The sequence below is a fragment of the Hymenobacter sedentarius genome (genome assembly GCF_001507645.1).
Lineage (GTDB): Bacteria > Bacteroidota > Bacteroidia > Cytophagales > Hymenobacteraceae > Hymenobacter > Hymenobacter sedentarius.
Genome location: NZ_CP013909.1, coordinates 490,767 through 515,628 on the forward strand (window position 1 = coordinate 490,767; position 24,862 = coordinate 515,628).

Genomic DNA, 24,862 nt, shown 5'->3' on the forward strand with positions numbered 1-24,862 from the left:
CGCCGTCTGCATTCGTGCAAGCGGCGGGGCTTTTGCTTTTCAACTCGAAGGCTAGTCCACGATTTCTACTTCGCGGTCCTGCAAACGGCTCATGGCCGCTGCTGAGGAACGCAGCTGGATTTCTTCGCCGCGCTCGTCTTCGATACGATAGTCGGTGAGGCCCAAGCTGCTGTCCTTTACCACCTTCACCCACTTGTAGTACTTGAGGTACCACTTCATCTGGCGCGACACCAGACCCTTGGTGTAGTAGGCGTGCAGGAACGGATGCACCGACAGCGTGATGCCCGACTGGTTCTGGTTCACCAGGAGGTCGTCGATGCTGTTGTCGATGTCGTCGGTTACCTGGATGGAAGCCGAAATCTTGCCCGTGCCGCCGCAGGTGGGGCACACCTCGCCGGTCACGATGTTCTCGGCTGGCCGCACCCGCTGGCGGGTGATTTGCAGCAGGCCAAACTTGGTGATGGGCAACACCGTGAATTTGGCTTTGTCGAGCTTCATCACGTCGCGCACCGTGTCCTCCACCTTTTTGCGGCTCTCGGCCGAGCGCATGTCGATGAAGTCAATCACGATGATGCCGCCCATGTCGCGCAGGCGCAGCTGGCGGGCTACTTCTTTGGCAGCCAGCAAATTAATCATCAAAGCCGTAGCTTCCTGGTCGTTCTCCTGATTGCTCTTGCTGCCCGAGTTCACGTCGATGACGTGCAGAGCTTCGGTGTGCTCAATTACGAGGTAGCCGCCGCCGGGTACGGTCACGGTCTTGCCAAACAGCGTCTTAAGCTGCTTTTCGATGCCGGTCTGCTCGAAGATTTTAATCTTCGAGTTATGCAGCTTCAGCAATCCAAGCTTGTCGGGCGCAATCTTCTGCAGGTAATCCCGCATCTCCTCGTACATGGCGGGCGCGTCCACCATAATGCTGTCGAAGGATTCGTTCAGCATATCGCGGAGCATCGACGACGTGCGGCCCAGCTCGCCCAGGACCTTGTCGTTGGGCTTGGCCGTGCGGAGTGTGGTATAAAGCTGCTCCCACTTGGCCACCATGTCCTGCATGTCCTTATCCAGCTCGGCCACCTCACGCCCTTCCGCCACGGTGCGGATGATGACGCCGAAGTTATTGGGCTTGATGCTGGCGATGAGGCGCTTGAGCCGGTCACGCTCGGCCTTGCTCACAATTTTCTTGCTGACGCTGATGGTGTTCGAAAACGGCATCAGCACGAGGTAGCGGCCCGCCATCGAAATGTCGGTGCTCACGCGGGGGCCTTTGGTCGAAATCGGCTCCTTGATGACCTGCACCACAATCTGCTGGCCTTTCTTGAACACGCTCTCGGCCTTGCCCACTTTATCGAGCGGGGGCTCAAACGTGAATTTTTCCAGTCCGGCAGTGGTGGCGCGGCCGCTTTGTACGGTGCGCACCCACTTCGTAAAGGAGTTGTATTGTTCGCCGAGGTCGCCGTAGTGCAGAAACGCGTCTTTTTCGTAGCCTATGTCCACAAAAGCCGCGTTCAAGCCGGGCATCACCTTTTTCACGGTGCCCAGGAAGATGTCGCCTACTGAGTAATTGGTGTCGTTGCGGTCGAAGTGGTATTCAATCAACCGTTTATCCTGCAACAACGCAATCCGCTCGCCTTCCTGAGTAGAATTAATCACTAATTCATTACTCAAAGCGTTGATTTAGTTAAGGTAACCTGCTGGCAAGGCCGCTAAAGCACTACCCCGAAACCGGCAAAGGGAAGCCAGAACTCAAGGTTCTGGCTTCCCTCGCGAGCCACGGGAAAAGCACCCAACGCGGCCACACCCAGGAGGCTACGTGAGAGATAGACGGCTGGCTCCTTTCCCGTTAGGAAAACTGCCGGCCGCCGCTACGCCCCGTGAGGCTTACTTCTTCTTGTGACGGTTCTTGCGCAGGCGCTTCTTGCGCTTGTGAGTGGCAATCTTATGACGCTTTCTTTTTTTACCGCAGGGCATGATGCTTGGGGGTTAAGTTGGTGTTTGAGTTATTGTAGCTATTTCAATTTGGCAATTTCTTCGTCTACCGAAGCGGCCAGGGCCGGGTCGGCGCTGAGGCTTTTGGCGGTGAGGAAAGCCGCCTTTGCGCCCTCCTTGTCGCCGGTGCGGGCCAAGGTCACGCCAAGGTAAAACTGGCCGTTCACGTTCTTCGGATTGACTTTCACCAAGTCCTGGAAGCGTTTCACGGCTTTCTCGTACTGGTTGCTTTGCACCGCTAGAATGCCCATGTTGTAGAGGGCTTTCTCATTGCGGGGGTCGGTAGCCAGCACTTCGCGCAGGAGCGTTACACCCTGCACGGGGTTATCGGAGGCCATGTAGGCCATGCCGAGGTTGGTTTTAGCATCTAAGTTGCCCGGTTCCTTCTGCAAAACTTTTGCGTAAAGCTCCCGGGACTTGCCACCGAGCAGTTTTACCCGCTCGTCGGAAGCCGCAAAACTAAACGCTTGGAAGTAAGCATCGGCGGCCCGCTGCCAGTTTTGAGCGCTTGGGCTAGCCAAAGCCACCTGCTCCAGGTAATAGCCGGCGCTGTCAAACCGCTCCACGCTTTCGTAGCGGCGGGCCAGCGTGATGGCCGCCGCCGATTGGGCGGCCGCGTTGGGCGCCGCTTTGTACTCCGCCAGCAACCGCGCCAGTTCCGCCCGCTGGGCGGGGCTGGCGGTGGTGTGCGGGGCAGCCGCCGGTGCTGAAGCACTGTGGTCGTGCCCGTCGCCGTCGGAGTGGGCCCCGCCATTGTCGGTAGCCGTAGCCGGTACCGGTCCCGAAGAAGCCTCGGTTTTGGAGCCGTTGGTGTTAGGACCGCCACCGTCACGGTTGGCCGTTTTCGCAGCGTCGCTGCTCAGCTCCGACCGACTTTCTTTTGGCTTCATGATGCCCTTGGGCAACACGTACAAGCCCCCGACCAGTGCAAGCGCAGCGGCGAGGACGACCAATTGATGAGAAGCAGAACGGGATGTAGCCATGGGCTGAAAAAAACCGGCCGCCGGGCTTCCCCTCTCGGAAAAGACACCGGCGGCGCGGCCGGTAATTCATTGCCTTATAGTCAGCAGTGGATAATAAGTAGGCTGATTACTTAATACCTAACGCTGTCTACTGTTGAATTTAGGCTTTGGCAGCAACGGCTTTCACCTTCTTGCTGTTCTTAATTTTTGCCACGAAGGTTTTCGAAGGCTTAAAGCTCGGAATGTAGTGTTCCTCGATGATAAGGGACGTGTTTTTCGAGATGTTGCGGGCTACTTTACGGGCGCGCTTCTTGTTTACGAACGAGCCAAAGCCGCGTACATAAATGTTGTTGCCTTCCGTCATAGAATCTTTCACGACTTTGAAGAAAGCTTCAACAGTCATCAATACGTCTGCTTTCTCGATGCCGGTCTTCGTAGAGATTTCGGCGATTACCTCAGCTTTAGTCACGTTGGTATGGTACTTAGGTGGTTAAAAAAATTACGTTTTTAGGCAAAAAAGTCCCGAATTCCAGCGTAAGCCCTTGCCCGGTAGGCGGTTCGCCCTTGAATTGGGGCCACAAAGGTAGCCCCCTTTTTTTGTTTTAACAACCAAGACGACTAAACAAGTCCAGGACCCAAATTATTCTCTTTCAAAATTTTGACAAAAATAACTTCCCGGCCTTCCTTTCTAGCGGCCGCGCTCCTGGCCTGGTATCCGCGGCATTCCCGCGACCTGCCCTGGCGCCACACCCGTGACCCGTACGCCATTTGGTTGTCGGAAATCATACTACAGCAAACCCGCGTAGCCCAAGGCCTCCCCTATTACGAAACCTTCCTGGCGGCCTACCCCACGGTGCAGGATTTAGCCGCCGCTCCAGAGGCTGAGGTCCTACGCTACTGGCAGGGCTTAGGTTACTATTCGCGGGCTCGCAACATGCACCTTACCGCGCAGCAGGTGGTGCATGAATATGGCGGCCGGTTTCCCAGTACCTACGCCGGCCTGCTGCAGCTGCGCGGCGTGGGGCCCTACACGGCGGCGGCCATTGCCTCCTTTGCTTTTGATGAGGCCGTGGCGGTGCTCGACGGCAATGTGTACCGCGTGCTGGCCCGCATCTTTGGGCTGCATTCAGATATTGCCGCGCCCAGCTCAAGAAAGGAGTTCCAGGCCCTGGCCGACCAGCACATTCCGGCCAGTACCCCGGCCGATTTCAATCAGGCCATTATGGAGTTTGGGGCCATTCAGTGCACGCCCCTAAAGCCCGATTGCATGTTTTGCCCCTTGCAAAGCCAGTGCTGGGCGTTTCAGCACGGCCAGGTAGCCTTACTGCCGGTAAAGAGCAAGGCCAAGGCCTCGCGCACCCGCTACTTCCACTACTTCGTGCTGCGCCACGGCGAGCAGACGTACCTGCGCGAGCGGCGGGAGAAAGACATCTGGCAGGGGCTCTACGACTTTGCCATGACCGAAACCACCGTGGCGGAGCTCCCACCCGCAGAGCTGATGCGCCACCTCGACGCGCTGGGCGTGCGCCTCGACACCAGCCAGGCCGCCGAACCCAGCTCGGCCTACCGCCACGTGTTGAGCCACCAAAAACTGGAAGCGCGCTTCCATTCCCTGGTCTTGGCTCAACCGCTACCCGAAACCACGCTGCGGGACTTAGGGCTCCGTGCCTACTCGGCCAATGAAATCGAGGCCCTGCCCAAGCCCAAGCTAATTGCCAATTATTGCAGCCAGAATGCGTGAGCCGGTTATGCCTATTTATATTAGCTAAGTCTGCCTATTTTTTTAGCAATTCTTTAGCTCAACTCAATTTAATCTATTATCTTTGAGCAAGAAAAGGCCGGGTGGCTTTTTCGATTCTGTATTTCCTAACGAGCAATAATATGGCCGGAGTGAACAAAGTGATTTTGGTAGGCAACCTGGGCAAAGACCCCGAAGTGCGCCATTTGGAAGGCGGTGTGAGCGTGGCTCACTTCACCCTCGCTACCAACGACTATTATAAGGACAAGCAGGGCAATCGGGTGGAGCGCACCGAATGGCACAACATCTCGGCGTGGCGTGGTCTGGCCGATATGGCCGACAAGTACCTGAAGAAGGGCCAGCAAGTGTACATCGAAGGCAAGCTGCGCACCCGCCAGTACCAGGACAAAGACCAGCAGACGCGCTACATCACCGAAATCATCGCCGATGAGATTTCGATGCTGGGCGGCCGGCCGCAGGGGGCCACCGGCGATGCCAGCGCTCCGGCTACTGCCGAGCCGCAGCAAAGCTTCCGGCAGGAACCGGAGATGGACCAGCTGCCGTTTTAGTAGCTAAACAACGTTTTTGAGAAAAAGCCCCGGCACTAGCCCGGGGCTTTTTACGTTGCGACCAGCGCGGGCCAAAGGTTACCTTTGACGCCTTAGGCCCTTTCCGATGCGGACGCGCCACTTCTTTAGACTAGATTACGTGATTGCGATACTGAAAAAACTTCCTGCCTTGGTAGTAGCGCTGGTGCTGCTGGCGAGCTGCTCGTCGGCGCCCGATTTTACGCCCAAGCCCAAGGGCTACAACCGCATCGATTTGCCGGCGCACCGCTACCGCATGCTGCCAGGCAACCACCCGTATACTTTTGAGTACTCCACGCAAGCGGTGGTCAAGCGCGACTCGTCCTACATGGCCCAACCGCATTGGATTAACGTGTACTATCCCAAGCTGCACGCCAACGTGCAGATAACTTACATGGATGTGCAGCGCGACCGGCGCCTCTACAACAAGATGATGGAGGACGCCCGCAAGCTCACCGGCAAGCACGAAATCAAGGCCACGGCCATCGACGAGCGGATTCTGAAAACTCCGAGCGGCATTAGGGCCTCGGTGTTTGAGCTGCAGGGCGAGGTGCCCAGCCAGTTTCAGTTTTACACCACCGACAGCACCAAGCATTTCCTGCGCGGGGCCCTGTATTTCCAGACGGCCACGGCCAACGACTCCCTGGCCCCGGTGATTGAGTACGTGAAAACCGACATGGTTCGGATGCTTAACACGCTTAGATATAAATAGGCTTCATTTGACATTTATCAATTAACATTTAACACGCTGATGCTCCCTGGACTTAGTGCATTTCGGTCGACTTGTTAAATGATAAATGTTAATTGTTAAATGAAATGAGTAATTTCTTCAACACCCGGCTTGAGTTTTTGCGCACGGTGGGCAGCACCCAGCGGGCCCAATTGCTGGGCAAAGAGCTGGGCCTGTTTACCTACGGCGACCTAATTCAGCGCTACCCGTTCCGGTACTTGGACCGCACGCAGGTGTACAACGTGGCCGACCTGCACGACGACCTGCCTTACGTGCAGGTGAAAGGCATGCTGCGGGGCAAAGAACTAATAGGCGAAGGGCCCAAGCAACGCCTCACTGCAAAAGTGGGCGACGGCACTGGCGAGTTGGAGCTGGTGTGGTTTAAGGGCGTGAAGTGGGTGCAGCAGTACACCAAGAACAACCAGGAGTACATCGTCTTCGGCAAGCCGACGATGTTTAACGGCCGGCCCCAGATGGCTCACCCCGAGTTGGAGGAAGTAACGGAAGCCAAGCCCGGGCAAAGCTTTTTGCAGCCAGTCTATAACACATCGGAAAAGCTCAAGAACTACCACCGCATCGATAGCAAGGCCATTATGCGCATGGTGGCCGAGCTGCTCAAGCTGGCGCAGTCGCACGTCGTGGAGTCGCTCTCGCCGGCGCTCATTGAGCACTATGGGCTAATGAGCAAGGCCCAGGCCTTGCAGCAGATTCACTTTCCGCAGAGCCCGGAGCTGCTGGCGGCGGCCAAATTCCGGCTTAAGTTTGAGGAGCTGTTCTACGTGCAGCTCAAGCTGCTGCGCCAACGCGACCAGCGCAAGGTGACCTTGGCCGGGCAGATTTTCAATCAGGTGCCCACGCTGGTAGACTTCTACAAAAACCACCTCGCGTTTGACCTGACCGGGGCGCAGAAGCGCGTTATCCACGACATCTACAAGGACTTTTGCGCCGGCCAGCAGATGAACCGGCTGCTGCAAGGCGACGTAGGCTCTGGCAAAACCATTGTGGCCTTCATCGCCATGCTCATGGCCGCCGACAACGGCGCGCAGAGCTGCATTATGGCTCCCACCGAAATCCTGGCCGACCAGCATTACACCGGCCTGAAGGTGTACGCCGATGCCCTAGGCATCAGCATCGGCAAGCTCACGGGCAGCACGCGCACGGCCGAGCGGCGGGTGCTGCACGAGGCCCTGCGCAACGGCACCATGCACATGCTCGTGGGCACCCACGCCCTACTGGAGGATGTGGTGCAGTTCCGCAACTTAGGCCTGACCATAATGGACGAGCAGCACCGCTTTGGCGTGGCGCAGCGCTCGAAGCTGTGGCAGAAGAACCCGCACGTTATCCCGCACGTGCTGGTGATGACGGCCACGCCCATTCCGCGCACCCTGGCCATGACGCTGTACGGCGACCTCGACGTGAGCGTGATTGACGAGCTGCCCGCCGGCCGCAAACCCATTGTGACCGTACACCGCTACGACGCCAACCGCCTGAAGGTGTTTGAGTTCGTCCGCGACCAAGTGAAGCTGGGGCGGCAGGTTTACATCGTGTACCCGCTGATTGAAGAATCAGAAACGATGGATTACAAGGACCTGACCGATGGCTACGAAAGCGTGTCGCGGGCCTTCCCGGAGTTTCAAATCAGCATCGTGCACGGGCGCATGAAGGCCGAGGAAAAAGACTTCGAGATGCAGCGCTTCATCAACAAGGAAACCCAGATTATGGTGGCTACCACCGTGATTGAGGTGGGCGTGAACGTGCCCAACGCCTCGGTGATGGTGATAGAATCGGCCGAGCGGTTTGGCCTCTCGCAGCTGCACCAGCTGCGTGGGCGGGTAGGCCGCGGCGCCGACCAGAGCTACTGCGTCCTGATGACGGGCTTCAAGCTGAGCAAAGACGCCCGTACCCGCCTCGAAACGATGGTGCGCACCAACAACGGCTTTGAAATCGCCGACATCGACCTGAAACTGCGGGGGCCGGGCGACCTGATGGGCACCCAGCAGAGCGGCGTGCTCGATTTGCTGATTGCAGACCTCGCCAAAGACGGCCGCATTCTGAGCGAAAGCCGGGCCGCAGCCCAGGCTTTGCTAACAGAAGACCCCGACTTGGTAAACCCTGACAATGGGAACATCCGGCGCCACATCGAAAGCTTGCCGGCATCAGCCGTAAACTGGAGCAGGATTAGTTAAGGGTTTTTATAATATTCTAATTCTATAATATCCGACAGAGCAAAAAAAAGGACTCTGGTAGGAGTCACGTTTTTTGTCTAAAACAAGTTGGCCAAAAGACTGGGGCCGTTTTGTTGGGGCTGGACTGTGTCTTGGGCAGGCTTGGCTGGCTCAGTGCTAGTTACTTGATGAACAAACACTACAGTAGTGTCGGGGGAAGTCGTCGTTTCTACACTTTGTGCCACAGCAACCGGGGACGATTGTTTGGCAAGTTTGCCACTGATAATGAGGGCAGATAGAAGGGTAAATTTGAAAAGTGATTTCATAATTCCTATAATGGCTTGGGACAGCAAAGGTACGGTAGAGGGTAATTTTTGTTAGGTAGAGATGGGCAGACTAGGCGAAATGCACGACGAAAAGGGCTCGCAGCACGTCGAATTTAAGTTGAACCGTTAAGGGAATATTATATCCGTTTAATGCTCTATAAAGGTGGACAGTAGGGGAATGGAGTCCCTGTACGAAGGAGAAACCTTTAGTGTTATGCTTAATAATATCTTTTTGTTATCCCAGCTCAATTTTAATGCCGCAACTGGCCCAAATGCGGCTGGCGAAGCCTTGAATGGGTACTTTTGACCGCGACAGACAGATGCGTTTCGCCTACTCCTACTTCCAACAAAACCAAATTTTATGTTGCATCGAGCATTGCTGGTGGGGCTACTAGTCTGGGCACTAATGGGCAACGCCGGCCCGGCCTTGGCTCAAAAAGTAAAATCCGCCCCGTTCAGCTATCTCCCCGAGCAGGGCACCGACCGCTACGACATGCGGGTGCCCCAAAAGACCTTGCCCCTGGCCGATGGCACGGGCTTCGTGATTCTGGCTCACCAAAGCGCGGGCGGCTACGCCGTGGAGCGCTACGACGCCGACCTTAAAAAGCAGTGGAGCACCACCATTCCGGTGAACCCCGGGGAAACCCTGGAAGCGTTTGGGCGCGGCCCCCAGCAGGCGCTGGTGGTGCTGCACCACAAGGACGAAAGCAGCCAAAACCTGAGCGTGGTGGCCGTGAACCTGCAAAGCGGCCAGAAAGGCGCGGCCAAAGTGGTGATGACGGCCCCGGCCCGCGACCGCCGGCCAGGCGTGTCCATCTCCCCCGATGGCACGCGGTTGCTGGCCTTTCGCTACTTGGCGCGCGAGCAGCAGGTGAAGAGCATTGCTGCTACTCTATTTGACCAAAACCTGGCCCAACTGCAGGAAAAAGCCTACGACTTTCGCGACTTGGGCGACTTCTTCTCGCCGTCGGTGCACGTGGCCAACGACGGCACCCAGTACGTGACGCTAATCAGCGACCACATGAAGAAGCTGACCGTGCGCCGCTACCCGGCCGGAAGTTCAACTGAAATCAAGGTGCTGGGGGTACCAGTTGGCGGCACGTTCGGCGGCAAGTCTGTTACCATCCGCGATGCCCAGTTTAAGGTGCTGAACGATGGGAGCCTGTACGCCGCCGCGCTGTGCGCCGATTACCAGACCGGCGAGTACTACAGCCTGAAGGTGGTGAAGTACGATTTCAGCGGCGCCGGCGACATGAAGTTTTCGCCGGAGTTTCGCTTCACGCCTGCTTACCTGGCCGAGGTGAGTAAGTCGAGCGGTGTCGATGTAAAGCGCCTCGACGACGTGTACCTGGGCGAGTTGCTGCTGACCCCGGAAAAGCAGCTGGTGGTAGTGGCCGAAAAACACTTTGAGGAAGGCGGCAGCGAAGCCCCCGTGCATGCGCGTGAGCTGCATGTGTTCGGCTACAACGAATACGGCCAGCCCACCTGGCACAGCATCGTGGCCAAAGACCAAGTGGCCCCGGCCGTGGATGCCTACACGGGCATCGGGTTTCGGGCGGCGGTTTTTGGCAGCACCGTGCAGGTGCTCACCCTGGAAACCATCAACAAGAAATCGGACCTCTACCTGCGCCGCATCAACACCCAAACCGGCGTGGTGAGCCCTCCCGAGCGCCTGAAGCTGAACGTGGCCGACGACAAAAGCCTGGCCTACGTGAAGGACTTCACTACCTGGCTCGGCGAGAAAACCATCATTGCCGTGAGCCGGCCAAGCAAAAAATCGGCGGCCCTGCAGCTGGAAAAAATCGTGGTGAAATAGCCCAACTCCGCCAGTATCCATAAAAAAGCCGCTCCTGAAACCTGGAGCGGCTTTTTGTTTACAGATATAAGGCTTAGAAAGCGTACTCGTTGGCCTCAATGAGAACCGCGGCTACGCGGCGACGGGCATCGCGCACGTTCAGCAGTTCGGTTTTGGTGAAGCGCTTCAGGCCCATGGTCAGCAGGCGCTGCTCGTCGCCTTCGCACATGCTGCCAATGGCGTCTTTGCCGGATTTCTCCACCGTGTCCACGGTGTCGGTGAGGTACACGCGGGCCATGTCGGCTTGCACCGAGAGGGCTTCGACGCCCTTGGTGCCGGCTTCTTTCTCCACGCGCAGCAAGGTGCTCTCGGCCGTGTAGACCTTGATGGCCATGTCGGCGATGTTCATCAGCAGTTCCTGCTCTTTGGCCAGGGTGGCGGCGTACTTCTGCACGGCCGTGCCGGCTACCATCAACACCGCCTTTTTCAGGTTGGCAATGGTCTTGAACTCCTTGCTGAACAGGCCGGTTTCTTCCTCCTGGCTCAGGCTCGGGATGCTCAGCAGCTCCTGCTGCACGGCCATGGCCGGGCCCATCAGGTCGATTTCGCCTTTCAGCCCTTTCTTCAAAATCATGTCGACGGCCAGCAGCCGGTTGATTTCGTTGGTGCCTTCAAAAATGCGGTTGATGCGCGAGTCGCGGTAGGCGCGGTCCATGGGGTAGTCGGCCGAGAAGCCGTAGCCGCCATAAATCTGCACGCCTTCGTCTACCACGTAGTCGAGCACTTCCGAGCCTTCCACTTTCAGGATGGCGCACTCCACGGCAAACTCGCGGGCCGCGCCGAGCAGGGCCTCGTTGGCGCCTTTGCCTTCGGCCATGAGCTGCTGCTCCATGCGGTAGATATCGGAACCGGCGCGGTAAATGGCCGATTCCACGGCGTAGATGCGGATGGCCTGCTGCGCCAGCTTGTAGCGAATGGCGCCAAACTTGGCAATCGGCATCTTGAACTGCACCCGCTCGTTGGCGTATTTCACGCTCAGCGTGGCGGCCATTTTGGTGGCGCCCAGGCAGGCCGCGGCCAGCTTGATGCGGCCGATGTTCAGCACGTTGAAGGCAATGAGGTGGCCTTTGCCAATCTCGCCCAGCACGTTTTCCTTCGGCACGGGAGCATCGGCGAAGAACACCTGCCGGGTGCTGCTGCCCTGGATGCCCATCTTGTGCTCCTCGTTGCCGAGGCTCAGGCCGGGCGTATTTTTCTCCACGATGAAGCCGGTGAACTTGTCGCCGTCGATCTGAGCAAACACAATGAACACATCGGCAAAGCCGGCGTTGGTAATCCACATTTTCTGGCCGTTGAGCACGTAGTGCGTGCCTTCGGCGTTGAGCACGGCCTTGGTCTTGGCGCCCAGCGCGTCGGACCCGGAGCCGGGCTCGGTGAGGCAGTACGCGCCCATCAGCTCGCCGCTGGTGAGGCCGGGCAGGTACTTGGCTTTCTGCTCTTCGTTGCCGAAGTACAGGATGGGCAACAGGGCAATGCCCGTGTGCGCCGCAAATGCCACCGGAAACGAGTGGCCCCCGCCTACCCCCTCGGTCACGCGCAGCGCCGTGGGAAAGTCCATGTCCAGCCCACCAAACTGCTCGGGCACGCTCACGCCGAACAGGCCAAGGTGGCCCGCTTTTTCCATCAGGCCGCGCATCAGGCCTTCCTCATGGTTGTCGAGGCGCTCAAGCAGCGGCTGCACCTCCGTCCCGACGAAGTCCAGGCAGGTTTGGTGCATGTAATTCTGCTCTTCGGTAAAATCAGCGGGCGTGAAAACGTCCTGCGCAGCGGTTGGCTTGATTATGAATTCACCGCCCTTGAGGGGCGCTTTCTGCGTTACTTCCATGACGGGTGGTAATTAGGTTAGGTGGGGTAAAAGGTAAGAAAAATCGGGCAAATTTGTTAGGCACGCCTACTACTTTGGGTAAAGAAAACCCCGGATGAGCGGGGCTTTCTTTGGTACAAAACACCAGGGAAGCTCGTGCTGGTTCTCAGAAAATCAAGCCATTTGGCAGGCTTTATTCAGCTCAACCAAGCAGCCGACTTTCCGCAGCATTTTTCTACTTCAGCAGCTCGTAGATGCCGGCCACGCCCTGGCCGCCGCCCACACAGGCCGTTACCATGCCGTACTTCTTGCCACGCTCGCGCAACTCGTCGAACAGCTGAATGCTGAGCTTGGCACCCGAGCAGCCCAACGGGTGGCCCAAGGCAATGGCGCCGCCGTTCACGTTCAGCTTCTCAGGGTCGATGCCCAACTCGCGCACCACGGCCAAGGACTGCGAAGCAAAGGCTTCGTTTAGCTCAATCAGGTCGATGTCGTCCAACTTGAGGCCGGCCTGCTTCAGCGCTTTGGGCACGGCTTTGATGGGGCCCATGCCCATAATGCGCGGGTCCACGCCTTCCGAGGCGTAGTTCACCATGCGGGCAATGGGCTCCAGATTCAGCTCCTTCACCATGCGCTCCGACATCACGAGCACGAAGGCCGCGCCATCGGAAGTTTGGGAGGAATTACCGGCCGTGACGGTGCCGTTGGCCGCGAACACGGGGCGCAGCTTGCCCAGGGCTTCCACCGAGGTGTCGGCGCGGGGTCCTTCGTCGGTGTCCACCACGTAGGAGCGGCTTTTCTTCTTGCCGGTGGCTTGGTCCACGTAGGTTTCCTCCACCGTTACGGGCACGATGCTCTTCTGGAACTTGCCGCCTCGGATGGCCTTGATGGCCTTCTGGTGCGAGTTGTAGGAAAATTCGTCCTGGTCCTGGCGGCTGATGTTGTAGTCCTTGGCCACCGCCTCAGCCGTGAGGCCCATGCCCATGTAATAGTCGGGGTGCTTCATGGCCAGGTTGTAGTTGGGCACGGTCTTCCAGCCCACGGTGGGCACCATGCTCATGCTCTCGGTACCACCGGCGATGATGCATTCGGCCATGCCGGCCGTGATTTTGCCCACGGCCATGGCAATAGTTTCCACCCCCGAGCCGCAGTAGCGGTTCACGATGAGGCCGGGTACGTTGATGGGCAGGGCCAGCAGCGAAATCAGGCGGCCCATCTGCAGGCCCTGCTCGGCTTCCGGTACGGCGTTGCCGACGATAACATCATCGATGCGCGTGGGGTCGAGAGTCGGCACCTGGGCTATCAGGTGCTTGATAACGTTGGCCGCCAGGTCGTCGGGCCGGGTAAAGCGGAAGCCGCCACGGGGGGCTTTGCCCACGGCCGTGCGGTAACCAGCTACGATATATGCAGTGTTAGACATGGTATTTTTATTGTCATGCTGAGCTTGCGAAGCATCTTATCACGTTCGCACCGCTCGGGTAGGTTGGATTTCTGACGAAAGCAGCCGTGATAAGATGCTTCCTTCGTCAGCATGACAAACGATTTAGTTGCGCAGCGGCTTGCCGGTGGTCAGAATGCTCTGAATCCGTTCCAGCGTCTTGCGCTCGCCGCAGAGGCTCAGGAAGGCTTCGCGCTCGAGGTCCAGCAGGTACTGCTCGCTCACTTCGGTGGGCGACGAGAGGTCGCCGCCGCACATCACATAAGCGAGTTTGTCGGCGATAAGCTGGTCGTGGGTCGAGATGTAGTTGCCCTGCTGCATGGCGTATACGCCCGTTTTGAACATGGCCAGTGCACCCTTGCCGTGCACCTTGATGTTGGTTTTCTGCGTGGGCTGGGTGTAGCCGGCGTCGGCCAGGTCCAGCGCGGCGGCCTTAGCGGCGGCAATCACGCGGTTGCTGTTCACCACGATTTCGTCGCCCCGGCGCATGAATCCCAGGTCGAAGGCTTCGGCAGTGGAGGTCGAAACCTTGGCCGTGCTGATGGTCATGTAGGTGTTGCGCAGCAGGTTGAATTCGGGCTCGCCTTCTTCGTACTTAGCTGCGGTGCGCAAGGTCATTTCCTTGGTGCCGCCGCCGGCCGGAATCAGCCCAACGCCGAATTCCACGAGGCCCATGTAGGTTTCGGCCGCGGCCACTACCCGGTCGCAGTGCAGGTTCAGCTCACAACCGCCGCCCAGCGCCAGGCCGTGCGGGGCACCCACCACCGGAATGCTGCTGTAGCGCATCCGCATCATGGCGTTCTGGAACTGCGCAATCATCATGTTCAGCTCGTCGAACTCCTGCTCCAGCGCCTGCATGTACACCAGACCCAGGTTGGCGCCCGCCGAAAACTGCGGCGCGTCGTTGCCAACCACCAGGCCGCGGTAGCCAGCTTCGGCCATGTCCACGCCCTTCAGCAAGCCCTGGATAACGTCCTGGCCCAGTGAGTTCATCTTGGAGTGGAACTCCACGTTCAGGATGCCGTCGCCCAAGTCAATTATTGAAGCGCCAGCGTTTTTCCACAGCACTTTGCCGGTGGTGCGCAGGTTGTCGAGAATGATGAAGTTCTCCACGCCGCGGATGGGCTGGTAGCTCTTGGTTTCGGCGTCGTAGTACTCCTTGCTGCCGGCGGCGTTCACCTTGTAGAAGGTGGTATGACCGGCGGCCAGCATCTCCGTCACCCAGGCAGCAGGCTGCTTGCCTTCGGCCTGCATCAGCTCAATTCCTTTCTGCACGCCCAGCGCGTCCCAGGTCTCAAACGGCCCCATTTCCCAGCCGAAGCCAGCGCGGAGCGCGTCGTCAATCTTGTACAGCGCGTCGGTGATTTCGGGAATGCGATTCGAAACGTAGGCAAACAGGCTGCCGAAGCTCTTGCGGTAAAACTCGCCGGCCTTGTCCTTGCCGCTCACCAGCACCGCGAAGCGCGGCGCCAGAGCATCCATGGTTTTGGTCAGCTCCAGCGTGGCAAACTTCACCTTGGTGCCGGGCTGGTATTCCAGCGTGTTCAAGTCCAGTGCTTGGATTTCCGACTTGCCGCCTTCGCCTTTTACTTTCTTGTAGAAGCCCTGGCCGGTTTTGTCGCCCAGCCACTTGTTCTCGCCCATCTTCTTGAGGAACTCGGGCAGTTGGAACACGTCCTTGGCTTCGTCGTTGGGCAGGCCCTGGGCGAGGCCGTTGGCCACGTTCATCAGCGTATCCAGCCCCACGATATCGGAAGTGCGGAAGGTGGCCGACTTGGCGTGGCCAATCACCGGGCCGGTGAGCTTGTCCACTTCCTCCACCGTCAGGCCCAGTTCCTGCATGATGCGCAACACGTCCATGATGGCAAACACGCCCACGCGGTTGGCAATAAAGGCCGGGGTGTCCTTGGCCAGTACCGTGGTTTTGCCCAGGTACAGGTCGCCGTAGTGCAGCAGGAAATCCACGATTCCAGTGTCAGTGTCCGGCGTCGGAATGATTTCGAGCAGCTTCAGGTAGCGCGGGGGGTTGAAGAAGTGCGTGCCGCAGAAGTGCTTCTTGAAATCGGCGGAGCGGCCTTCCGTCATCAGGTGAATCGGGATGCCGCTGGTGTTGCTGGTGATGAGCGTGCCGGGCTTGCGGAACTGCTCCACGCGCTCAAACAGGCTCTTTTTAATATCGAGCCGCTCCACTACCACCTCAATGGTCCAGTCGCAGCCGGCAATGTCTTTCAGGTTGTCGTCGAAGTTGCCGGTTTTGATGCGGCTGGCGTCGGCCTTGCGGTAGAGCGGCGACGGGTTCGAGGCGATGGCCGCTTGCAGGGCAGCGTTCACCAAGCGGTTTTTCACCGCGGGTGCGTCCAGCTGCAGGCCTTTTTTCTCTTCGTCGGGCAGTAGCTCTTTGGGGGCAATGTCGAGCAGCAGCACCTGCACGCCGATGTTGGCGAAGTGGCAGGCAATGCGCGAGCCCATGACGCCGGAGCCGAGCACGGCAACTTTCTTAATGGTTCGGTTCATCCTCTGGTGGGGTGATGAGTTGGGAAGTGGGGTGGGTAGTAGGTGAAGCGGCTAGCAGGGCTGCCTAAGACGAGGCTTCTTTCCGCAGCGGCTTGAGTACAAAATCCTCAAAAAGGGTTTTGCCTTCTATCATGCTCGTTATCTGAGCCGTTACCTTAAAAAAGGTGTCGAGCTGGCTTTGCGGTATCTTCTCCCGCACTTTGAGGTTGAAGTGGCGCACGGTCTGCCGCGAAACTTCTTTTTTCTCCAGCCCCAGCGGCGTCAGGAAAATGCGCACCGAGCGTTTGTCCACCGAATCGGCCTGTTTATAAATCAGGCCTTTTTCCTCCATGCTCCGCAGAATGCGGGTCAGGCTGCGGGTTTCGAGACCCAGCAGCGGGGCAATTTTGGTGGCCGGCGTGCCCTTCTCCTGGTCAATGTTCAACAACACAAAGCCGATGCTGGTCGTGATGTCGTTCTGCGCCGCCTGGGTGTTGTACATCCGTGAAATGGCGTGCCAGGCCACTTTGATGTTGTAGTCAACGGTTTCTTCGGGTTTCATAAGCGAGCTGAAAGAGCGGTAAACTTACGAAGGTTTTGTTATGCTTGCATAACAGTTAGGCTAAAAAAATTGGGGAAGCCGGATGTCGTTCCGGCTTCCCCAACAGCAAATTAAATTCCACGAACCTACTTACGACGGCGTTGTCGTAACCGTTATCTGGCAATTGAGCCAGCGGCGGCTAGCGCCGCTCGGCCACGTGGTACAGGCTCTCGATAAGGTCTTTGTTCTTTTCGGTGATGACCTTGCGTTTCACCTTCATGGTGGGCGTCATTTCGCCGCTTTCCACGGTCCAGAGCTCGGGCAGCAGCACAATGCGCTTCACCTGCTCCCACTGCGCAAAGCTCTGGTTGTACTTCTTCACCAGACCTTCGTACAGGTCCACTATTTTCTCATTTTTAATGAGCTCCTCGTTGGGCACGTCGGCGGGCACGCCGTTGCGCTTGCACCAGCTCTTCAGGTCGGAGAAGGACGGCACGATCAGCGCCGAAGGGAATTTCTGGTCGGCGCCCACCACCATGGCCTGCTCAATGAGCGGGTCTTCCTTCAGTTTGCCCTCAATCACCTGCGGGGCAATGTACTTACCGCCCGATGTTTTGAACATCTCTTTCTTGCGGTCCGTGATTTTCAGGAACTTGCCATTGACCAGCTCCCCAATGTCGCCGGTGTGGAACCAGCCCTCCTTGTCGAAGACCTCGGCGGTGAGGTCGGGCTTGTTGTAGTAGCCCTTCATCACCGAAGCCGATTTGGTCAGAATCTCGCCATCGGCGGCAATTTTCACCTCCACGTTGTCAATCACCGGGCCCACGGTGCCAATCATATTGTTTTCGGGCTCGTAGCCGCCCACGGCAATTACCGGCGACGTTTCGGTGAGGCCGTAGCCCTCCATCACGCGGATGCCGGCCGCCCAGAATACCCGGGCCAGGCGCGGCTGCAAGGCGCCGCCACCGCTCACAATGCAGCGAAGGTTGCCGCCCAGGGCCTCCCGCCACTTGTTGAAGATGAGTTTGTTGGCCAGCGCCAGCTGGGTATTGTACAGGAAGCCCTGGTCTTTCTGGGTGTCGTACCGCAGGCCCAAGTCGAGGGCCCAGAAGAACAGCTGCTTTTTGATGCCTTCCAGCTCGTGGCCTTTGGCCACGATTTTGTCATACACTTTCTCCAGCAGGCGGGGCACGGTGGTGAAAATCTGGGGCTTCACCTCGCGCAGATTGTCGGCAATCACGTCCATGCTCTCGGCGTAGTAGATGCTCACGCCGTTAATCATGTACAGGTACGTTACCATGCGCTCGAAAATGTGGCACAGCGGCAGGAAGCTCAGGGCTTTGTCTTCTTTGTTTACCGGCACAAATCGCTGGGAGCTGCGGCAGTTGCTTAGAATGTTGTTGTGTGTGAGCATCACGCCCTTGGGGCTGCCCGTGGTGCCGCTGGTGTAGATGAGGGTGAGCAGGTCGTCGGGCTGCACGGCGGCTTTCAGAGGCTCTAGTGTGGCGGGCTGGCCTTTTTTGCCCAATTCCAGCAGCTCATCAAAATGGCGGGCGCCGTCAATTTTGTCGAAGGTGAAGATGTTCTCGGCGGGAATGTCAAGGCCCGACGTGGCTTCTTTCACTTTATCGTACAGCTTTTTATCGGCCACAAACACGGCGCGCACGCCGGCATCGGTGAAGATGTACTTGTAGTCTTCCACCGTGATGCTTGGGTACATGGGCACGCTCACGCCGCCAATTTGCGCGATGCCAAAATCGGCCAGCATCCACTCCGGACGGTTCATCGAGATAATGGCCACTTTGTCGCCGCGCTTCAGCCCAATGGCTACCAACCCCAGGCTTACGAGGTTGGCCTCGTCCTGCAGCTGCTGGGTGCTTTTGGGTATCCATTGGCCGCCAATTTTCGCGGCCAAGGCGTCGCTTTTGGGCGAATTGGCTAGTTGGTGCGGCAGGATATCGAAGGAGCGACGAACGTCCATGGGTGGGGCTGGATAAAGCGTATCAGTGAAATTCAGCTTAAATAAAGAGCTTTTTTTCGGGCCAGACTACATTCGGTTAGGCGATGAACAACCCTGCTCTTACTGCTATAAACCAATACAGATGCAAAAACGGCCCAAAAGCCAGCCAATGCGGGCTTTTCCTGCGTAATTTTGGGCGCTTGCCTTTCCGCCCCCAATGAACCTGGCCCTGTTTTTTGACCCGCTGCCGGAAACGCTAACCGCCGCGGTGCCTGCCCCCACCACCCTGGCCGCCTACGCCACCCGTTTTACCGAAACCTTCCCCGACTGGCGCAACGCCGACTTGGCCCTGATTGGGCTCGATGAGTGGCGGGGCAGCGCCGCCGGCCCACCGGCCCCCAACCGCCACGGCGCCAACGAAGTACGCCAGCGCTTCTACCAGTTGCAGAAAGGCACCGGCTCGGTACGCTTCGTGGATTTGGGCAACCTGCGCCCCGGCCTGACCCTGGAAGATACCTACCAGCGCCTGCGCGAAATCATCGGGGCGCTGCTGGAAGAAAACACCGTACCCGTGCTGCTGGGCGGCAGCCACGACCTCGACTACGGCCAGTTTCTGGCCTACGAAAGCCAGGACCGCGCCATCAGCTTTGCCGTGGTGGACGCCCGGCCCGACATGGCCGAGCCCGGCCCCGGCACGCCGCCCGAAGACAGCCACCTGCGCCGCCTGCTGGTGCACGAGCCCAACTTCGTGTTCAGCTTAGCCCACCTAGCCCACCAGCAATACCTCACGCCGCCCGAGGTGCTCATTGCCCTCGAAAAGCTGCATTTCGAAACCATGAGCGTGGGCGAAGTCCGGGCCGACCGCCGCCTGGCCGAGCCGCTCATTCGGCAGGCCGAATTCATGAGCGTGGACATCGCGGCGCTGCGCTGGCAGGACGCGCCCGGCTACTTCCCGGCCAACCCTTTCGGCCTGGGCAACGAAGAAGCCACGCAGCTCTGCTGGTACGCCGGGCACAACGAGCAGCTCAGCTCCTTCGGCCTCTACGGCTACCGCGCTGACCAGGACCCGCACGGCATGGCCGCCGCTACCGTGGCCACCATGCTCTGGTACTTCGTGGAAGGTTTCTACCACCGCCGTCCCGAAACGGGCTTTGGCACGTTCCGCTTCCTTACCTACACCGTGGTGCTGCCCGGCAACCCCGACAAGCTGGTGTTCTACAAATCGCGCCGCGCCGACAAGTGGTGGATGGAAGTAGAGCGCCTGGGCGACAACGCCGTGAAGCGCGTGGTGCCCTGCACCTACGAAGACTACATGAACGCCTCGCAAGGCGATCTGCCGCAACGCTGGATTCGGCTGCAGGCCTTGTTGGGCTAGTGCGTATTGTTCGTTGCTTGTTGTCAGTTGATAGTCAAATGCGTAACAGAAAGCGGTATGAGCCTAGCAACGGACAACGAGCAACCAACAACTAAAACCTACACCAAAAACCAGCTGGCCTTGCGCAACGGCCAAGACCGCGACGAAATCTGGGTGGCCTACCAGGGCAAGATTTACGACGTGAGCCGCTCGCGCCTGTGGCGGCGCGGCAACCACTACGAACACTGGGCGGGCCAGGACCTGACCACCGAACTGGACCACGACGCCCCGCACACGGCCCACGTATTTGATAATTTTCCGGTAATTGGCCAACTCCAGACGTAAGTTTTCGCTTACCGTTTGTTGAACATTGATATTTCCCGTTTCACGGCAAGCCTAGCTCTCTCCGCGCATGACCACCGAATCGCCCTCCGAATACAACAACCTCGAAACCCTGCCTACGGCCGCCATTCTGGCCGGCATGAACCGGCTCGACCGCACGGTGCCCGAAACCGTGGCCAAGGCCCTGCCGCAGATTGAAAAGCTGGTCGAAGCCATTGTGGCGCGGCTGAGCGCCGGCGGGCGGCTGTTTTACATCGGGGCAGGCACCAGTGGGCGGCTGGGCGTAGTCGATGCCTCGGAGTGCCCGCCCACGTTTGGCGTACCGGCCGAGATGGTGGTGGGCATCATGGCCGGCGGCGATTCGGCCATTCGGGTGGCCGTTGAAGGCGCCGAAGACGACGCCGAACAAGCCTGGAAGGACCTGCAGGCCCATAACATCAGCACTAAGGATGTGCTAGTGGGCATCGCCGCCTCGGGCCGCACGCCGTATGTGATAGGCGGGCTCACGCAGGCGCGGGCCGCGGGCGTGGCCACGGGCTGCGTGGTGTGCAACGCTGGCTCGGCCGTGGCCGCTGCCGCCGAATTCCCGGTGGAAGTAGTAACCGGCCCGGAATTCCTCACGGGCAGCACCCGCCTGAAGGCCGGCTCGGCGCAGAAAATGGTGCTCAACATGCTCACCACCGCCACCTTTGTGCGCCTGGGCTACGTGCGCGGCAACAAAATGGTTGACATGAAGCTCTCCAACGTGAAGCTGGTGGAGCGCGGCGAACGGATGTTGATGGAAGAACTCGGCATTGGCGAAGCCGAAGCGGCTGAGCTACTGAAGCAGCACGGCAGCGTGCGCGCGGCCCTGCAGGCCCGCTAGCGCCGGCCCGGAACGCGCCACGGCGCATTAGGCGTTAGTAGAACCCAGCCCAATTTGTTGGGGTTGGGGAAACCGAGCGCGCCGAGGTGCGTTCCTAGCTTAACGCCTTCTGCCGCCTATGCACACCATTGAGCCCCATTACAACTGGATTGACCAGTACTCGGCCTCCGAAGACCCCCGTTCGCCGTTGTTCGAGGCCGAAAACAGCCTCGAAGCCTACACCAACACCATTTATGGCTACTACATCCACCCGCAGTGGGACAGTCTGGGGTCGGATACGCTCTTCTTCAAAATCCTGTTTGCCGACTACGAAGACGGCGTGGCCATCCTCGAGTTCATTGGGGAGTGGAACGATGCCATCGAAAACGACATCATGGAGCTGAAGCGCAACATCGTGGACGTGCTCGTGCACGAGGGCATCCGCAAGTTTATCCTGGTGGGCGAAAACGTGTTCAACTTCCACGGCTCCGACGACGACTATTATGAAGAGTGGTTCGAAGACGTGGAGGACGGCTGGATTGCGGGCGTGAACTTCCAGGAGCACGTGCAGCGGGAAATGCAGCAATACAACGTCGACAACTACGTCAACTTCGGCGGCCAACTCGACGACCTGCCGTGGCGCACCTACGAGCCACGCCGCCTATTTGAAGTGGTAGACGGCCTGCTCAACCGCCGGCTGGGCTCGCCCGAAACCACGCTTTAAGAGAATCTAACAGAAACGAAAAAAGCCCCGCCATTGCTGGCGGGGCTTTTTGTGCCGTAAGGCTAAGAATTACTTCTTAACTTCTGCCGAGGGAGTCTCGGTAGCAGGAGCCATTTTATCGGCGTTGTCTTCCATTTTGTCCGACTTAGCATCGGCCGAGTCACGTACGGCGTCAGCCTTGTCTTCCATGGCATCAGCCTTGGCTTCGCCAGCGTTTTCTACATTCTCAGCAGCCTGCTCGGTAGCCTCTTCTTTCTTGCTCTCGCAAGAGGTGAACGAGAACGAAGCAGCAGCCAGGGCGAGGAACAATACCTTTTTCATCTTGGGGTCAATTTAAAGTGTGGTGTTAGATTCAGTTAACCTTCAAGAGCCCGCGGGAAGCAAGTTCTCAAATTCGGGGCTTTATACCCCAGTTTAAAAAAGGTAACCCACCCAATCGGATATTTATGAAGAACCTATGAAAAAGCCTCTGCGCTTCGCCCACTGCGAGGTTTACTTCTTGCGGAACACGATGCCGATGGGAACGCCGGTAAAGTCGAAATGCTCGCGCATCCGGTTTTCGAGGTAGCGCGTGTAGTTGGCCTGCACGTACTGCGGCAGGTTGCAGAAGAAGGCAAACACGGGGTTGTGCGTGGGCAGCTGCGTGGCGTACTTGATGCGAATCATCTTGCCTTTAAGCGCCGGCGGGCCGTACTTCTCAATCTCCTTTAGCATTACGTCGTTGAGCTGCGAAGTCGGGATTTTACGGCGCTTGTTGTGGTACACTTCGATGGCGGTTTCGATGGCCTTGTGCACCCGCTGCTTGTTGAGCACCGAGATGAAGATGACCGGGATGTACGAAATCGGCGCAATCTTTTCGAGGATTTTCGCCTCAAAGTCCTTGGCCGTGTTCGTCTCCTTGTTCTCCACCAGGTCCCACTTGTTCACCAGAATCACGATGCCCTTGCGGTTCTTGTCGGCCAGCGAGATGATGTTCACGTCCTGCGCCTCGATGCCGCGGCTGGCGTCGAGCATGACGATGCAGACGTCGCACTCTTCCAGGGCACGCAGGCTGCGCATGTTGGCGTAGAACTCCACGTCTTCGCTCACCTTGGCCTTGCGGCGCAAGCCGGCCGTGTCGACCAGGATGAACTCGTTGCCGAAAGCATTGTAGCGGGCCGAAATCGAGTCGCGGGTGGTGCCGGCAATATCGGTTACGATGCTGCGGTCTTCGCCCAGCAGCAGGTTCACGAGGCTGGACTTGCCCACGTTGGGGCGGCCCACCACGGCAATGCGCGGGATGTCCGACTCGGGCTCTTCCACGCCGGGCTCGTCGAAGTGGCTCACCACGGCGTCGAGCAATTCGCCGGTGCCGTGGCCGTTCGCGCTGCTGATGGCGTAGATTTCCCCGTCGCCGAGGCCGAGCGAGTAGAACTCGCCCACGCCGTTGGCGCGCAGGTTGGTATCGGCCTTGTTGGCTACCAGGTAAATCGGCTTTTTGCCGATGTAGCGGCGCAGCACGTGCGCAAACTCCTCGTCGAGGCCGTGTACGCCGGCATCGGCGTCTACCATGAACAGGACGACGTCGGCCTCTTCAATGGCCAGCTTCACCTGCTTGTTGATTTCGCCTTCGAAAATATCTTCCGAATTGTGGACGTAACCACCCGTGTCAATCACGGTGAAGTTTTTCCCAATCCAGTCGCCGTAGCCGTAGTGGCGGTCGCGGGTGACACCGCTCTCGTTGTCCATGATGGCCTTGCGCTGGCCCACGAGGCGGTTGAATAGCGTGGATTTGCCCACGTTGGGCCGCCCCACGATGGCGATGGTGTTTTGCGTTGACATGTTATGTGGCCCCAGCCGCCGACCCGACCTAGATTCGGCAGTGCCCGGGGTTATTTAAATACAAGATGGCCGGATTTTCATTTAACAATTAACATTTATCATTTAACACGCTAACAGCCTCCATCCTGCGCAAGCAGAACGGCTGATAAATGTTAATTGATAAATGTTGAATGACTTACTGGTACCCGAAGCGGCTCAAGGCTTTGGGGTCGGTGCGCCAGTTTTCGTTGACTTTGACGTGGAGCTCCAGAAACACTTTTTTCTGGAAAAACTTCTCCATCTCCTCGCGCGCCCAGGTGCCTACTTTCTTCAGCGCCTCGCCGCCCGCGCCGATGATGATGCCTTTCTGGCTGCTCCGCTCTACATATATAATGCCGCGGATACGGATAATAGTTTCCTCTTCCTTAAACTCCTCAATAACGACCTCGCAGCTGTACGGAATCTCCTTTTTGTAGAGCTTGAAGATTTTCTCGCGCACCATTTCGGCGGCAAAGAAGCGCTCGGGCTTATCTGTCAGCTCATCTTTGGGGTAGTACTCGGGGTGGATAGGCAGGCGCTCGAGCACCAGCTGCAACACACCTTCGGTGCCGAAGGCATTGAGCGCCGAAATGGGCAGCACCTCGGCGGCGTTGGGGAGCTGCTCTTTCCAGTAAGCCAGTTTGGCTTCGACTTCGGCCTGGTCGGCCTGGTCGATTTTGTTGACCAGCAGAATGATGGGCGTGTCCACCATTTTGCGCAGGCGCTCCACTACGGGCTCCTCGTCGTGCTTCTCGTAGATGTCAGTCACGAACAGCACCACGTCGGCGTCTTCCAGCGAAGAGTACACGAACGACATCATGGCGTTGTGCAGCTCGTACTTGGGCTGAATGATGCCCGGCGTGTCGGAGTAAATCAGCTGAAAATCTACGCCGTTGAGAATTCCCAGGATGCGGTGGCGGGTGGTTTGGGCCTTGCTGGTGACGATGCTGAGCCGCTCGCCCACCAGCGCGTTCATGAGCGTGGACTTGCCCACGTTGGGCTTGCCGATGATGCTCACGAAGCCGGCGCGGTGGGGTTTAGTTTCGGGGTTCACGATGGATGGGTTTGATAATCAGGGGCGCAAAGGTACGAATTTTGAAGGGCAAATACTACGGTGGCCCTAAATGTGTCCAACGACGAAGCTTCAATACGTGACGCTCTTTCCACTTTTTGAGTGGTT

20 protein-coding genes are annotated in these 24,862 nt (G+C 58.2%); 9 read left to right on the plus strand and 11 right to left on the minus strand.

All coding sequences use genetic code 11. The features are described 5' to 3' along the window. Window positions 1-51 precede the first annotated feature (51 nt). From AUC43_RS02105 to AUC43_RS02115, 3 genes are all read right to left on the minus strand, one after another. Window positions 52-1,659, minus strand: a complete 1,608-nt coding sequence (locus tag AUC43_RS02105; RefSeq protein WP_068189230.1) for an Rne/Rng family ribonuclease — start codon at window positions 1,657-1,659, stop codon at window positions 52-54. Window positions 1,660-2,000: 341 nt separating this feature from the next. After that, entirely contained in the window at window positions 2,001-2,963 is a 963-nt protein-coding gene (locus AUC43_RS02110) for a tetratricopeptide repeat protein (protein WP_082684853.1), read from the minus strand. Between the two features lie 139 nt (window positions 2,964-3,102). Then, window positions 3,103-3,411 carry an HU family DNA-binding protein gene (locus AUC43_RS02115; RefSeq protein WP_046244842.1) on the minus strand — a complete coding sequence of 103 codons (309 nt, stop codon included), beginning with the start codon at window positions 3,409-3,411 and terminating at the stop codon, window positions 3,103-3,105. Between the two features lie 189 nt (window positions 3,412-3,600). Here AUC43_RS02115 and mutY point away from each other — a divergent pair, with 189 nt between their 5' ends. The 5 genes from mutY (at window position 3,601) to AUC43_RS02140 (ending at window position 10,304) form a co-directional block, all read left to right on the plus strand. Then, window positions 3,601-4,683: an A/G-specific adenine glycosylase gene (gene mutY, locus AUC43_RS02120; protein WP_335340909.1), complete on the plus strand. Its 1,083-nt coding sequence runs from the start codon at window positions 3,601-3,603 to the stop codon at window positions 4,681-4,683. Between the two features lie 140 nt (window positions 4,684-4,823). Beyond that, on the plus strand, window positions 4,824-5,249 hold the full coding sequence (locus AUC43_RS02125) for a single-stranded DNA-binding protein (RefSeq protein ID WP_068198095.1): 426 nt from the start codon (window positions 4,824-4,826) through the stop codon (window positions 5,247-5,249). Window positions 5,250-5,355: 106 nt separating this feature from the next. Then, on the plus strand, window positions 5,356-5,979 hold the full coding sequence (gene gldD / locus AUC43_RS02130) for a gliding motility lipoprotein GldD (protein WP_082684854.1): 624 nt from the start codon (window positions 5,356-5,358) through the stop codon (window positions 5,977-5,979). 104 nt (window positions 5,980-6,083) lie between these two features. Continuing rightward, window positions 6,084-8,183, plus strand: a complete 2,100-nt coding sequence (gene recG, locus AUC43_RS02135) for an ATP-dependent DNA helicase RecG (protein WP_068189240.1) — start codon at window positions 6,084-6,086, stop codon at window positions 8,181-8,183. 666 nt (window positions 8,184-8,849) lie between these two features. Further along, window positions 8,850-10,304 (plus strand): hypothetical protein, encoded by a 1,455-nt coding sequence (locus tag AUC43_RS02140; protein ID WP_157780887.1) that lies wholly within the window; start codon window positions 8,850-8,852, stop codon window positions 10,302-10,304. A 73-nt stretch (window positions 10,305-10,377) separates the two neighbouring features. On the opposite strand, the gene AUC43_RS02145 is transcribed toward AUC43_RS02140, so the two are convergent. The 5 genes from AUC43_RS02145 to AUC43_RS02165 all read right to left on the minus strand — a co-directional run bounded on the left by AUC43_RS02145 (window position 10,378) and on the right by AUC43_RS02165 (window position 18,600). Beyond that, window positions 10,378-12,168 (minus strand): acyl-CoA dehydrogenase family protein, encoded by a 1,791-nt coding sequence (locus AUC43_RS02145; RefSeq protein ID WP_068189244.1) that lies wholly within the window; start codon window positions 12,166-12,168, stop codon window positions 10,378-10,380. 214 nt (window positions 12,169-12,382) lie between these two features. Then, on the minus strand, window positions 12,383-13,567 hold the full coding sequence (locus tag AUC43_RS02150) for an acetyl-CoA C-acyltransferase (protein ID WP_068189246.1): 1,185 nt from the start codon (window positions 13,565-13,567) through the stop codon (window positions 12,383-12,385). Window positions 13,568-13,690: 123 nt separating this feature from the next. After that, window positions 13,691-16,099, minus strand: a complete 2,409-nt coding sequence (locus tag AUC43_RS02155) for a 3-hydroxyacyl-CoA dehydrogenase/enoyl-CoA hydratase family protein (protein ID WP_068189250.1) — start codon at window positions 16,097-16,099, stop codon at window positions 13,691-13,693. Between the two features lie 64 nt (window positions 16,100-16,163). Next, window positions 16,164-16,640 (minus strand): MarR family winged helix-turn-helix transcriptional regulator, encoded by a 477-nt coding sequence (locus AUC43_RS02160; protein WP_068189253.1) that lies wholly within the window; start codon window positions 16,638-16,640, stop codon window positions 16,164-16,166. Window positions 16,641-16,818: 178 nt separating this feature from the next. Next, window positions 16,819-18,600: an AMP-dependent synthetase/ligase gene (locus tag AUC43_RS02165; RefSeq protein WP_068189263.1), complete on the minus strand. Its 1,782-nt coding sequence runs from the start codon at window positions 18,598-18,600 to the stop codon at window positions 16,819-16,821. A gap of 196 nt (window positions 18,601-18,796) precedes the next feature. Between AUC43_RS02165 and AUC43_RS02170 the strand changes: the two genes are divergently transcribed. From AUC43_RS02170 to AUC43_RS02185, 4 genes are all read left to right on the plus strand, one after another. Continuing rightward, a complete protein-coding gene (locus AUC43_RS02170) occupies window positions 18,797-19,954 on the plus strand; it encodes an arginase family protein (protein WP_068189265.1) in 1,158 nt (385 codons plus the stop codon). 57 nt (window positions 19,955-20,011) lie between these two features. Beyond that, entirely contained in the window at window positions 20,012-20,278 is a 267-nt protein-coding gene (locus AUC43_RS02175; protein WP_068189268.1) for a cytochrome b5 domain-containing protein, read from the plus strand. Between the two features lie 67 nt (window positions 20,279-20,345). Beyond that, window positions 20,346-21,140 carry an N-acetylmuramic acid 6-phosphate etherase gene (murQ, locus tag AUC43_RS02180; protein ID WP_068189269.1) on the plus strand — a complete coding sequence of 265 codons (795 nt, stop codon included), beginning with the start codon at window positions 20,346-20,348 and terminating at the stop codon, window positions 21,138-21,140. 118 nt (window positions 21,141-21,258) lie between these two features. After that, window positions 21,259-21,843, plus strand: a complete 585-nt coding sequence (locus AUC43_RS02185) for a hypothetical protein (protein ID WP_068189271.1) — start codon at window positions 21,259-21,261, stop codon at window positions 21,841-21,843. A gap of 69 nt (window positions 21,844-21,912) precedes the next feature. Here AUC43_RS02185 and AUC43_RS02190 read toward each other — a convergent pair whose 3' ends face one another. The 3 genes from AUC43_RS02190 to era form a co-directional block, all read right to left on the minus strand. Beyond that, a complete protein-coding gene (locus AUC43_RS02190) occupies window positions 21,913-22,164 on the minus strand; it encodes a hypothetical protein (protein WP_068189274.1) in 252 nt (83 codons plus the stop codon). A gap of 171 nt (window positions 22,165-22,335) precedes the next feature. Next, on the minus strand, window positions 22,336-23,664 hold the full coding sequence (gene der, locus AUC43_RS02195; protein ID WP_068189275.1) for a ribosome biogenesis GTPase Der: 1,329 nt from the start codon (window positions 23,662-23,664) through the stop codon (window positions 22,336-22,338). Between the two features lie 175 nt (window positions 23,665-23,839). Beyond that, window positions 23,840-24,736 (minus strand): GTPase Era, encoded by an 897-nt coding sequence (gene era, locus AUC43_RS02200; RefSeq protein WP_068189277.1) that lies wholly within the window; start codon window positions 24,734-24,736, stop codon window positions 23,840-23,842. Window positions 24,737-24,862: the final 126 nt, after the last annotated feature.